An 11,854-nucleotide genomic window follows, 5' to 3' on the forward strand; every position below is an offset into this window, starting at 1 on the left:
AGGGGCGGAGGGGGCGAAAAACCCCCACCCTCACCCCCGCTTCCCCGTCTCCAGCGGCGGAGCCGTGACCCACCCGTGTGTGCGGCACTCGGGTCGGCGGCAGTCCGGTGCCGGGCGGCGGACCGTTGCGAAGGCCACGATCGCACCGAGGACGAGGACCCCGGCGCACAAGGGCATCGCCCGCCGGAACGCGGCGTCGAAGGCGTCGGCGGACCGGTACGCCTCCGCCCCCATCCCCGCGAGCAGCGGCAGCGCGGCCACCGCGATGAGCCCCGCCGCACGGGCCGCCGCGTTGTTGATCCCGCTGGCGAGCCCCGCCCGCCCGGTGTCCACGGAGGCGAGGACGGTGGCGGTCAGCGGCGCGACCAGCGTCACCATGCCCAGGCCCAGGACCAGCAGCGCGGGAAGCACATCGGCGACGTACGAGGCGTCCTCCCCCACCCGCAGCATCAGCAGCATCCCCGCCGCACACAGCAGCGGCCCCACCGTGAGCGGAATACGCGGCCCGATGCGCTGGGCGAGCTCGCCCGAGCGGGCGGAGAACAGCAGCATGAGAGCGGTCGTGGGCAGCAGCGCCGTACCGGCTGCGAGGGCCGAGTATCCCGCCACCACCTGGAGCTGGAGCGCGGCCAGGAAGAAGAAGCCGCTGAAGGCCGCGTACACGCACAGCGTGACGGCGTTGACCGCCGTGAACTGGCGCGAGGCGAAGATGTCGAGCGGCATCATCGGATCGCTGCGGCCCCGCTCGACGTACACGAAGGCCACACCCGCGGCCACGCCCGCGACCGCCGTCACCCACACGAGCACAGAGCCGCTGCGGGCCTCGATCAGGGCATATGTCACGAACGCCAGCGACAGTGCGCCGAGGACCGCGCCCAGCACGTCGAAGCCGCGGTGTGTACGGCTGTCCTTGGACTCGGGGACATGCCGCAGAGCGATGGGCGCGCACAGCAGCGCCACCGGGATGTTCAGCAGGAACACCCAGCGCCAGCCGGGGCCGTCCACCAGCCAGCCGCCCACGAACGGCCCGATCGCCGCGCCGACGCCCCCGAAGCCCGACCACAGCCCGACGGCCCTGGCCCGGTCGTCCGGATGGAAGGAGGCCTGGATGAGCGCGAGTGAACCGGGGGTGAGGAGCGCCCCGCCGACGCCCTGCAACGCACGGGCCGCGATCAGCACTCCCCCGCTGGGCGCGATTCCGCACAGCAGCGAGGCGGCCGCGAACCACACCACCCCGATGACGAAGACCTTCCGCCGCCCGAAGCGGTCCCCGAGCGATCCGCCCAGCAGGATGAGCCCCGCCAGCGTCAGCGTGTACGCGTTCACGGTCCACTGGAGGGCCGCGAGGTCCGCGTTCAGGTCACGGCCGATCCGCGGCAGCGCGACGTTGACGACCGTCGAGTCCAGCATGGCCATGCTGGAACCAAGGACGGTGGTCAGCAGGATCCACTTGCCCGTGGGGCTGGAGATCCGCACACCCGGCTCCGCCGGTTTCTCCTGCGGAGACTGCGGAGACCGTGGAGACTCCGGATCCTGCGGAGTGGCAGCCATACCTCGGAGCATACGGAAGGGCCCGGCACCGCGCGGGTGCCGAGCCCAAATCCATCTCGCGGTTACTTCAGCTTGGTGCCCGAGGAACGCAGCGCCGCACACGCCTCGGTCACGCGCTTGGCCATGCCGGCCTCGGCGGCCTTGCCCCAGGTGCGCGGGTCGTACTTCGACTTGGTGCCGACCTCGCCGTCGACCTTCAGGACCGCGTCGTAGTTGCGGAACATGTGGTCCACGACGGGACGCGTGAAGGCGTACTGGGTGTCGGTGTCGAGGTTCATCTTCACGACGCCGTTCTCCAGCGCGGTGGCGATCTCCTCGGCCGTGGAGCCGGAGCCGCCGTGGAAGACGAAGTCGAACGGGTTCGCCTTGCCGTACTTGGCGGAGACGCCCTCCTGGAGGTCCTTGAGGAGCTCGGGGCGCAGGACGACGTTGCCCGGCTTGTACACACCGTGCACGTTGCCGAAGGACGCGGCGAGCAGGTAGCGGCCCTTCTCGCCCAGGCCGAGGGCCTCGGCGGTGCGGAGCGCGTCGTCGACGGTCGTGTACAGCTCGTCGTTGATCTCGTGCGAGACGCCGTCCTCCTCGCCACCGGTCGGGGTGATCTCGACCTCGAGGATGATCTTCGCGGCGGCGGCCTTCGCGAGCAGCTCCTGGCCGATGGCCAGGTTGTCGGCGAGGGTCTCGGCGGAGCCGTCCCACATGTGCGACTGGAACAGCGGGTTGAGGCCCTTGGCAACACGCTCGGCGGAGATGTCGAGCAGCGGACGTACGTAGCCGTCCAGCTTGTCCTTGGGGCAGTGGTCCGTGTGCAGCGCGACCGTGACGTCGTACTTGGCGGCGACGATGTGCGCGAACTCGGCGAGCGCGACGGCGCCGGTCACCATGTCCTTGTTGTGCTGGCCGCCCAGGAACTCCGCGCCACCGGTGGAGATCTGGATGATGCCGTCGCTCTCGGCCTCCGCGAAGCCGCGCAGGGCAGCGTGCAGGGTCTGCGACGAGGTCACGTTGATGGCCGGGTAGGCGAACTTCCCTGCCTTCGCCCGGTCGAGCATCTCGTTGTAGACCTCGGGGGTTGCGATCGGCATCTGTCCGCTCCTTGTGTATGTGCGGGTGGCGTTCTGCTGCTTACGGCCCTGACCTAGGGGGTGACGTCATCGTCGTCCCCATCTTTCCAGACTTGCCCGGATGCTTGAGCCATGGTGTCCAGCCTGTGGATAACTCCGGATCCGGGCCGTCTGCGACGCCGTACGCAACGCCCTGCACAAGGCCGTACGCAACAGGGCTCGGCCCAGGTCTCAGTCCAGGCCCAGCTCGTCCTTCGAGAACGCGAAGAGGTACGGCACCCCGGCGCCCGTCTCGATCTTCTCGGCGGCGCCCGTCGCGCGGTCGACGATCGTCGCGACGGCCACCACCTCCGCGCCGGCCTCGCGCACCGCCGTCACGGCCTCGAGCGGGGAGCCGCCGGTGGTGGAGGTGTCCTCGACGACGAGTACGCGCCGGCCCGCGATCTCCGGACCCTCGACGCGACGCTGCAGCCCGTGCGCCTTGGCGGCCTTGCGTACGACGAAGGCGTCCAGCCGCTTTCCGCGCGCGGCGGCGGCGTGCAGCATGGCCGTGGCCACCGGGTCGGCGCCCATGGTGAGGCCGCCGACCGCGTCGAAGTCGAGCCCGTCGGTGAGGTCGAGCAGCACCTGGCCGACCAGCGGCGCGGCCTCGCCGTCCAGCGTGACGCGGCGCAGGTCCACGTAGTAGTCCGCCTCGAGACCCGAGGAGAGGGTCACCTTGCCGTGCACCACGGCCTTGTCCTTGATCTGCTGCAACAGCGCGTCGCGTACGTCAGTCATGTCCGCCAGCTTAGAGGCGCCGCCAGGTCCAGGTGGTGGCCGCCTCCAGGGGCTCGATGGGGGTGACCAGGCGCGGGAGGGTGTTCAGCCCGTTGGGCGGACCCGTCTGCGGTTCGACGCACACGGCCGCCTCCTGCTCGTCGTACACGACGACCCATTGCTCACGGCTGGTGATCTTCAGCTCCAGCTGCCCCGGCCAGGTGAGCGTGACGTCGACTCCGTCGGGCATGCCGAAGCAGTCGTCCCAGGGGCTGGGGCGCGGCTCGATCCGGCGCCCGGTGGGGAGGTGGTCCTCGCCGCGCTCCTCCTGCCAGGCGGGGGTGAAGTCGATGTTCACGTCCTCCTCGCCGAGGTTCCGGTTGAACCACGGGTGCCAGCCGATCTGGGCGGGGAAGGAGTCGTCGTACGTCTCCACGGACATGGTGAGCGTGAGGGCGTCCTCCGTCAGGGCGAACGCCTGGGTGACGCGGCCCGGGTGGGGCCAGGGGGCGACGAGGTCGTACGTGATCACGGCCTCGTTCTTGGTGGTGTGGGCGGTGCGCCAGGCGCCGTCTCGGGCGGTGCCGTGGATGGCGTGCGGTGGGGAGTTGAGCGGCATCTGCTGTACGGCGACGCCGTCCAGGAACCGGCCGTCGCGGATCCTTCCGCACCACGGAACCATCGGGAAGCACCCGAATTTCCCGCCCTGCCGTAGCAGTTCCACACCGCCGACCCGCACACTCCCGATCCGTCCGCCGTTCCCCGGCAGTACGGTCACCTCCGCGTCACCCGCGGTCAGCGTGATGTCTTCGTTACTCACGGAGTTGACCCTACTGGGACGGGCGCCCGGAATGGTTTTTCGCCCCCTCCGCCCCTACCCGACCCTTGCTCCTGGGGGCTGCCGCCCCCAGACCCCCACATCGGCCTGAACGGCCTCGTCCTCAAACGCCGGACGGGCTAAAAGATCTCTAGCGCCGGCCGGGGAAAGATTCAGCCCCTCCGGCGTTTGAGGAGCGGGGGTTTGGGGGCGGAGCCCCCAAGGGACGGGAATGGGTAGGGGCGGAGGGGGCGAAAAAACCACCCCCAGCCCACCCCTCACCGCCGCTTGCGCAACACCCTCGTCAGGGCGATCGCCGACGCGAGGGCCAGGGCCGCCGCAGGTGCCGCCCAGCGCAGGGTGGCTCGGGCGGCGGTCGCCTCCGGCGTGGGGACGGGGGCGTAGCGCCCGCGAGGCGGCGCATGGTCGACCTCCTCCGCACTGCGGCCGATCATCGTCCGTCGAGCGTGCGCGGCCTCGGCGATGGAGTCCTCCTCATCGGCCAGGAGACCCGGCACGAGCTCCTCCTCGTCCACGAACTCCTCGCCGAACCCCTCCGCCACGAGTTCGTCTTCGACAGACGGCTCAAGCGAGGGCGACGGCGACGGAACATCGGCGTCGGAGACAGAGGGGGCGGGGTCAGGGTCGGCCCCCTCGACCGAAGCCGAAGCCGAAGGCGAGGCCGCATCCGCATCCACCACCCCCAGATTCCCCACAAACCGCTCCACCAGCCGCCCCACCGCGGCAGCCACCGCATCCGACGGCAACTCCGCCACCCGCCCGTCGGCGGAAGCCGTGCCACCGACGACGACCGTCGTGCCACCCTCGGCGGGTACCAGCCGCAGAGCCAGCGCGAGTTTCACCGAACCACTGCCCCGGGCCTCGGTCGCATCGCCCTCGACGGTGTAGGAACCGTCGTCCTGGGCGGTGACACTCAGCGCGCCGCGATAGGTGATCGTGTGGCCGCCGAAGCGGACTTTCAGGCGCCCGGAGACGGGCGGCGTCCCGGCGTCCTGCTGGAGCCCGGGGACTGCCCGGGCCACCCGCACGGGATCGCCCAGCGCCTCCCTGAGCCGCTCGGCCGGAACCGGAACGTACACCTCATGCTCCATGCCAGCCGAGCCTACCCAGCACGACCGGGACCGCACCCGGGTATGAAGGGATTCCGCCGGGATTCCCACGCCTCCGACTCAGTCGGCGTACCGCGGATGCACCAGCGTGGAGGGCGGGAGGCCGGGAATCCGGGTGCGGGAGGCGGCACGGGCGTCCGCGGTCAGGGCGGCGGGCGTGAGCGTGCGCGGACTCGGCCCGCCGTGGTCCAGGCCCAGGACCGGAGCCGTACGGGAGGCCAGCAGGAAACCCCAGTCGTGCGGGGCGCGTGACGCGCCGGCCGTCCGGTCGGGGCCGGCCGCGAAGCCGGAGTCGCGGCCGGCCACGCGGTAGGGCGCGGTGCGCAGTCCGGCCGCGTGGATCGTCGTGTCGATCGTCCAGAAGACGCGGGGGCGGGTCTCCACGGGACCCGCGTGGACCGCGAGGCGGCCGTCGGGGGCAAGGACGCGGCGCACCAGGCCGTAGAACTCCTGCGAGTACAGCTTCGTGCTCGCCGTGATGCCGGCGTCGGGGAGGTCGGAGATCACCACGTCGTACGTCGAGGGGGCGCCGCGCAGCCAGTCGAAGGCGTCCGCCGTCACCACACGCACGCGTGGATCGTCGTACGCGTGACCGTTGAGCCGGGACAGCGCCGGGTCCTGGCGCGCCAACCGCACCACGCCCGCGTCGAGTTCGACCTCGTCGACATGGCGTACGCCGGGATACCGCAGCACCTCGCGGGCGGCCAGCCCGTCGCCGCCGCCGAGGATGAGCACGCGCGCGTGGGGGCCGTTCATCACGGGGTGGACGAGTGCCTCGTGGTAGCGGCGCTCGTCGCTGCCGCTGACCCGGAGGCGGCCGTCGAGGTAGAGATCGAGCGGGCGGCCGTCCGTGCCGCCGGTGAGGACGACCTCCTGGACCCCGGTCCGGAGCGCGACCCGTACCTCCGCCCCGTACACCGCATGCCGTGCCGCCCGTTCGAAGTCGTCGACCAGCAGCGCCGCCGAGGCGAGGAGTCCGAGGACCAGGAGGTTGGCGACGGCCAGCGTCCAGCGCGCGCGCCGGGTCAAGTCCCTGCGGAACAGGCCGAGTACGAGTGCGCCGCCGGCCAGTGCGTTCACCCCTCCGGTGAGCAGCGCGCCGGTCAGCTGGCCGAGCCAGGGCAGGAGGAGGAAGGGGAAGGCCAGGCCGCCGACGAGTGCGCCCACGTAGTCCGCCGCGAAGAGGTCGGCCACCGCGCCGCCCGGGTCCTGGCGGCGGACACGCTGTATCAGCTCCATGAGGAGGGGGACTTCGGCGCCGATCAGCAGGCCGATGGTGAGGGAGAAGGCGACCAGGAGATAGCGGGAGCCGTCCGCCCAGAAGCCGCCCAGGTCGCCGGTCCACGCGAACACCGCGTACAGCGCCATCGCGCTGCAGCCGCCGACCAGGGCGAGCGCCGCCTCGACCGCGCCGAAGCCCGCCGCGGCGCGGGGGCGCAGCCGCTTGGCGGCGAGGGAGCCGATGCCCATGGCGAAGACCATGACGGACAGGACCACGGAGGCCTGGGTGACCGAGTCGCCGATCAAGTACGAGGCGAGGGCGACCAGTTCGAGTTCGTACACGAGTCCGCACGCCGCGCAGACGAACACACCCGCGAGGACGAAGAACCGGCCGGTGCCCGGGCGGACCGGCAGCCGCGCCTGGCCCTGGACGCCGCCCCACTGCGGGGGCGCGCCGGGGGGTGCGGGCGCGTGCGGTTCGATCACGTTGCGAACGGTACGTCACGCCAGCGCTACGCCTCGTCACCCACACGTGTGGAAGTGACCCAGCGGTTTATGGCACTCGGCGTCGAGGTGACCGACCGAAAGGTCGAGGTGACCGACCAAAAGATCGCCGGCCGACACTCAACCGGCAAACCCCACCCCCGCCCCCGCGGGGACCCGCACCCCCACCCGCGTCCGAGTAGCCACCAACTGCCCGTCCTGCGGATACGCGTGCCACGTACGCCAGTGCACCTGCCCCTCGTACCGCTGGGCCAGCATCGCGGTGAAGGCGTGCGGGCTGCCGGGGAAGACGCCGGCGAGGCCGTTGGGGTGGTCGGAGACCAGGGCCAGCAACTCCTGGGCGCGGCCGGCGAAGGAGCCGTGGGAGAGGGTTTCGACGCGGGCCGCGAACTCGTACTCCCAGTCGCCGACCCGCTTGGCCACGCCGAGCGGAAGGGGCGTACTGCTGCCGGGGATGCACGCGACGGTCTCCGAACAACTGCCCTGTTCCTCCTCCAGGAGTACCTGGTGGGACGCGCCGAGCAGTCTCAACTGCAGTTTCGCCCCGCCGAGTTCGAGGTCGAGGATGGCGAGCGCGGGCAGCGGCTCGCGCCCCAGGGTCCAGGCGAGGTCGGCCGCGCACGTGTCGGTGTACGAGGTTTCGAGAGTCGTGAGCATGGGTCGGCTCCGCTAGCACGCAAAGGGAGGTGGGGGGTCCGGCGCACCCGGTGGGTACCGGGGGATCGGCCCGATCAGCCCGGCCAGTAAGGACGGTCCGAGGCCCTGAGGTCACCTTGGCGTCGTCCGCCGGAAGGGCGGTGCCAGGCGTCGCCCGGCAGACGTCATGGAGACGACAGGGCCTTGGGGCTGCGTTGGTGATTTAGAGGGAATCATGAACTGTGGCGCCACCACAGGCTTTTTACCCAACTTCGTGGGGTTTCCATCCCCCCGAGGGCTCCAACGCTCAACTGTTCAACCACGGCGTGCGCCCCGCGCACGGAAGTGCCCGTCGGCAGCCGTTGCCCGACGGGCACTTCTTCGTGCTCCGGATGCGTTTCCCCCTGAGGAGCTCAGCTGCCCCGTGTCAGCTGCCTCCGCCGCATCCGCCCCCGCCGCCACAGGACGACCCGCCCCCGCAGGACGACCCGCTCGAGCAGGACGACGATCCCCCGCAGGACGATCCGCCGCCGCCACCCGCCCCGCCGGCCCACCAGCTGCCCGAGGAACCGCGGCGCGAGCGGCGCTTCCCCTTCGAGGCCTTGGCCGCCTTCGACGCCTTCGTCAGCGCGACCTTCTTGTCCTTGCGGCCTCCGAATCCGAAGACCGCGACCAGCGTGCTGGCGACGACTGCCAGGATGATGCCAATGATCATGGCGCCACCCTCCTTTCGTTCCCCCGAAGCGACCCCCCGTGGGCGCTTCGCTTCTTGCGTGAGAGGGGGATGCCCCCGCGTCTCACGTGCCAAAGCAGAGTTGAGGAACTCCAGAGCTTGGGCGCAGGATGACCGGCATGACCTCCAATGCCCGCCGCCCCCTGCTCAACCGCCGGCTCGCCGAGTTCGGCACGACGATCTTCGCCGAGATGTCGGCACTGGCCCTCAGTACCGGCTCGATCAACCTCGGCCAGGGCTTCCCCGACACCGACGGGCCCGAGGAGGTCCGTGAGGCTGCGGTGCGCGCGCTGCGCGACGGGCGCGGCAACCAGTACCCGCCGGGTCCGGGCGTGCCCGAGCTGCGTACGGCGATCGCGGCGCACCAGAAGCACCGGTACGGACTGTCGTACGACCCCGACCGCGAGGTCCTCGTCACGGCGGGCGCCACGGAGGCCATCGCCGCGACCCTGCTCGCGCTGCTCGAACCCGGCGACGAGGTGATCGCCTTCGAGCCGTACTACGACTCGTACGCGGCCTGTATCGCGATGGCGGGCGGCACCCGCGTCCCGGTCACCCTGCGCCCGCGCGACGGCCGCTTCCGCCTGGACCTCGACGAGCTCCGCGACTCCGTCACCGACAACACCCGGCTGCTGCTGATCAACACCCCGCACAACCCCACCGGCACCGTCCTCACCCGCGAGGAGCTCACCGAGATCGCGCGGCTCGCCGTCGAGCGGGACCTGCTCGTGGTGACGGACGAGGTGTACGAGCACCTCGTCTTCGACGACGCCGAGCACCTGCCGCTGGCCTCCTTCCCGGGGATGCGGGAGCGGACGGTCACGATCGGCTCGGCGGGGAAGACCTTCTCCTTCACGGGCTGGAAGGTCGGCTGGATCACCTCGACCCCGGATCTCGTCACCGCCGTACGGTCGGCGAAGCAGTTCCTGACGTACGTGTCGTCGGGGCCGTTCCAGTACGCCGTCGCCGAGGCGCTCGCGCTGCCGGACTCGTACTTCGCGGACTTCCGGGCGGACATGCTCGCCAAGCGGGACCTGCTGGCTGCGGGGCTGTCGGACGCGGGTTTCGAGGTCTACCGGCCCGCGGGCACGTACTTCATCACCACCGACATCCGGCCGCTCGGCGAGTCCGACGGTTTCGCCTTCTGCCGCGCCCTGCCGGAGCGCGCGGGTGTCGTCGCCATCCCGAATGCCGTCTTCTACGACCACCGGGAGGCGGGCGCGCCCTTCGTGCGGTTCGCGTTCTGCAAGCGGACCGAGGTCCTTGAGGAGGCGGTCAAGCGGCTCAAGGCGGCCTGGTAGCACCGGGGCGGCCGCGGGCCCGGACGGCGCGCCGGGGCGGGGAAAACCGTACCGACACGGACGAGTAAAGCCCCTAAATGCATCGAAAATCATGCATAAGGGACGCAGAGTGCGAGGGTGACCCACCCGAGTACCCTCGCCCGCCCCGCCCGTCCCACCCGCGCCCAGTCCGGGGACCGCGTCGACTCCCTGCCGTCCCGCGCCGCGCGCGGGCTGCCGGCCGCCATGGTGACCGCGGTGGGGCTGTTCGCCGCCGCCCGGCTGACCGGTGTCCTCGTGCTCGCCGCGACCGCCTGGGCCACCGGCAGGAACCCGCTCTACCTGCTCGGCCGGTCCTGGGACTCGGCCTGGTACCTGTGGATCGCCTCGCACGGCTACGGGCGGACATTCCATTTCAGCCCCACCGTCGTCCACAGCGACCTCGCGTTCTTCCCGCTCTACCCGGCGGTCGTCCGCGCCGTCACCACGCTGACCCCGCTGAGCAGCGGCGTGGCCGGTCTGCTGGTCTCCTGGCTCGCGGCCGGCGCCGCCGCGTGCGGGATCTACGCCGTCGGGGCGCACCTGCACGGCCGCGCGGTCGGCACCACGCTCGTACTCCTGTGGGCCCTGCTGCCCCACTCGGTCGTGCTGTCGATGGCGTACACCGAGCCTGTCCTCACCGCCTTCGCCGCCTGGTCGCTGTACGCGGTGCTCACCGAGCGCTGGCTCTGGGCGGGCACGCTGGCGGCCCTGGCGGGTCTGGCCCGGCCGAACGGGATCGCGGTGGCCGCGGCGGTGCTCGCGGCGGCGGTGTACGAGGTGGGGAGGCGGCGGGGGCGAAAAGTTCCCCACAGGCTGTGGACGGGCGCCGCGCTCGCGCCGCTCGGCTGGGGCGGTTACGTGCTGTGGGTGGGCGTACGCAAGGGCGATCCGCTCGGCGGGTACTTCGAGGTGCAGCGGCTGTGGGGCTCCCGCTTCGACTTCGGCGCGGGCTCGCTGCGCTTCGCCAAACACCTGCTGCTGCACGGGGACCGTTTCGTGTTCCCCATGACGATGGTGATCGTGGCGGCGGGCGTGCTGCTGTACGCGCTGCTGCTCGCGGACCGCGCCCCGCTCCCCCTGCTCGTCCACAGCGGCGTACTGCTGCTGATCGCGCTCGGCGGCTCCGGTTTCTTCGAGTCGAAGCCGCGTTTCCTGCTGCCCGCCTTTCCGCTGCTGCTGCCGCTCGCGCGGGCCCTGGTGCGGACGGCGAGAGCCCGGCCCTGGCACGCGACCGTGGTGGTCGGCGCCCTGGCCGGGCTCTCGTTCGCGTACGGCGCGTATCTGGTCGTGATCGCTCACACGCCGCTGTAAGAGCCTGTGTCACATCCCCGGCCGGATCAGCGCACGTCGTCTGGTGCGTGCGATCGCAAGGCGCCGGAAGGTCCTCGTAGCGGAGCTACTAGGGCCTTTCGGCAACGCGGCGAGCGTGCGTGCCAGGCGGCGTGCGCCCGGCCGGGGATGTGACACAGGCTCTAAGTCACCGCTCGACTACTCGTCGTCCTCGGGCTTCTCCGCCTCGTTGACTTCCTGCTCCAGGCCGAGCTGCTCGACGAGCCACTTGTCGAACTCGATGGCGGCCCGCACCCAGCTCACCGTCGAGGACACGAAGTGCTCCAGGCTGACGCCGGTGCCGATCAGCATCTGCGCCTCGCCGATCAGACGGACGGTGCCGTCGTCGTGCGTGTGGCTGTAGACCTTCGGCCACAGCGTGCGGCGGTTCCAGTCGTCGATGGACTCGAGCAGCGTGGGCTTCTCGTCGATCTGGTGCGGCCGGTCGTAGAACGTCCGCACCGAGAAGACCTGCTGGTCACCCTCGCCGCGGAACATGAAGTACGTACGGAACTGCTCCCACGGCGCCGCGAGGTCACCCTCGTCGTCGACGACATACTTCAGCTCCATCTGTTCGAGGAGCTGCTTCACAAGGTCCTGATCCGGGACGACGGGGCCCGCCGGTCCGCCGCTCTGCGGCTCGGGCTGCTGGCCCCCGAAGTTCGGAATCGAGGACGGGTCGATGCTCACCGTGTATTTCCCTTCGTACGGATACCGCCATCCTCTCCCATGCGGGGCGGGGGGTGGCAACCCCGACGGGCATAACAGGCCGGGCCGGCGCAGGAAGG

11 protein-coding genes are annotated in these 11,854 nt (G+C 71.1%); 2 read left to right on the plus strand and 9 right to left on the minus strand.

Annotation, left to right across the window (positions count from 1 at the left end; all coding sequences use genetic code 11):
• Window positions 1–30: 30 nt before the first annotated feature.
• The 8 genes from OG266_RS20595 to OG266_RS20630 all read right to left on the minus strand — a co-directional run bounded on the left by OG266_RS20595 (window position 31) and on the right by OG266_RS20630 (window position 8,397).
• Window positions 31–1,551: an MFS transporter gene (locus OG266_RS20595; protein WP_371547705.1), complete on the minus strand. Its 1,521-nt coding sequence runs from the start codon at window positions 1,549–1,551 to the stop codon at window positions 31–33.
• A 62-nt stretch (window positions 1,552–1,613) separates the two neighbouring features.
• Window positions 1,614–2,636 (minus strand): class II fructose-bisphosphate aldolase, encoded by a 1,023-nt coding sequence (gene fbaA, locus OG266_RS20600; protein ID WP_266457548.1) that lies wholly within the window; start codon window positions 2,634–2,636, stop codon window positions 1,614–1,616.
• A gap of 210 nt (window positions 2,637–2,846) precedes the next feature.
• A complete protein-coding gene (gene pyrE / locus OG266_RS20605) occupies window positions 2,847–3,395 on the minus strand; it encodes an orotate phosphoribosyltransferase (RefSeq protein WP_371547707.1) in 549 nt (182 codons plus the stop codon).
• A 10-nt stretch (window positions 3,396–3,405) separates the two neighbouring features.
• A complete protein-coding gene (locus OG266_RS20610) occupies window positions 3,406–4,194 on the minus strand; it encodes an aldose 1-epimerase (RefSeq protein ID WP_371547709.1) in 789 nt (262 codons plus the stop codon).
• Between the two features lie 275 nt (window positions 4,195–4,469).
• Window positions 4,470–5,303 (minus strand): SRPBCC family protein, encoded by an 834-nt coding sequence (locus tag OG266_RS20615; RefSeq protein WP_371547710.1) that lies wholly within the window; start codon window positions 5,301–5,303, stop codon window positions 4,470–4,472.
• Between the two features lie 78 nt (window positions 5,304–5,381).
• Entirely contained in the window at window positions 5,382–7,028 is a 1,647-nt protein-coding gene (locus OG266_RS20620; protein ID WP_371547712.1) for a polyamine aminopropyltransferase, read from the minus strand.
• Window positions 7,029–7,166: 138 nt separating this feature from the next.
• The gene (locus OG266_RS20625) at window positions 7,167–7,703 is read right to left on the minus strand and encodes a DUF2617 family protein (RefSeq protein ID WP_326721664.1); all 537 of its coding nucleotides are present in this window, start codon (window positions 7,701–7,703) and stop codon (window positions 7,167–7,169) included.
• 406 nt (window positions 7,704–8,109) lie between these two features.
• On the minus strand, window positions 8,110–8,397 hold the full coding sequence (locus tag OG266_RS20630) for a hypothetical protein (protein WP_266457564.1): 288 nt from the start codon (window positions 8,395–8,397) through the stop codon (window positions 8,110–8,112).
• A gap of 128 nt (window positions 8,398–8,525) precedes the next feature.
• Here OG266_RS20630 and OG266_RS20635 point away from each other — a divergent pair, with 128 nt between their 5' ends.
• Together OG266_RS20635 and OG266_RS20640 are read left to right on the plus strand one after the other, a co-directional pair.
• Window positions 8,526–9,716 (plus strand): pyridoxal phosphate-dependent aminotransferase, encoded by a 1,191-nt coding sequence (locus tag OG266_RS20635; protein WP_371547714.1) that lies wholly within the window; start codon window positions 8,526–8,528, stop codon window positions 9,714–9,716.
• 117 nt (window positions 9,717–9,833) lie between these two features.
• The gene (locus OG266_RS20640) at window positions 9,834–11,048 is read left to right on the plus strand and encodes a glycosyltransferase family 39 protein (RefSeq protein ID WP_371547715.1); all 1,215 of its coding nucleotides are present in this window, start codon (window positions 9,834–9,836) and stop codon (window positions 11,046–11,048) included.
• Window positions 11,049–11,225: 177 nt separating this feature from the next.
• Here the strand turns inward: OG266_RS20640 and OG266_RS20645 are convergent, their stop codons facing one another.
• Window positions 11,226–11,756, minus strand: a complete 531-nt coding sequence (locus OG266_RS20645) for a YbjN domain-containing protein (RefSeq protein WP_266457569.1) — start codon at window positions 11,754–11,756, stop codon at window positions 11,226–11,228.
• Window positions 11,757–11,854: the final 98 nt, after the last annotated feature.

Origin of the sequence: Streptomyces sp. NBC_00554, from assembly GCF_041431135.1 — a bacterium.
GTDB lineage: Bacteria > Actinomycetota > Actinomycetes > Streptomycetales > Streptomycetaceae > Streptomyces.

Excerpts from the sequence above, each read along its gene's own strand:
- OG266_RS20595 (WP_371547705.1), bottom strand. The coding sequence starts at position 1,551 with ATGGCTGCCACTCCGCAGGATCCGGAGTCTCCACGGTCTCCGCAGTCT.
- fbaA (WP_266457548.1), bottom strand. The coding sequence starts at position 2,636 with ATGCCGATCGCAACCCCCGAGGTCTACAACGAGATGCTCGACCGGGCG.
- pyrE (WP_371547707.1), bottom strand. The coding sequence starts at position 3,395 with ATGACTGACGTACGCGACGCGCTGTTGCAGCAGATCAAGGACAAGGCC.
- OG266_RS20615 (WP_371547710.1), bottom strand. The coding sequence starts at position 5,303 with ATGGAGCATGAGGTGTACGTTCCGGTTCCGGCCGAGCGGCTCAGGGAG.
- OG266_RS20625 (WP_326721664.1), bottom strand. The coding sequence starts at position 7,703 with ATGCTCACGACTCTCGAAACCTCGTACACCGACACGTGCGCGGCCGAC.
- OG266_RS20630 (WP_266457564.1), bottom strand. The coding sequence starts at position 8,397 with ATGATCATTGGCATCATCCTGGCAGTCGTCGCCAGCACGCTGGTCGCG.
- OG266_RS20635 (WP_371547714.1), top strand. The coding sequence starts at position 8,526 with ATGACCGGCATGACCTCCAATGCCCGCCGCCCCCTGCTCAACCGCCGG.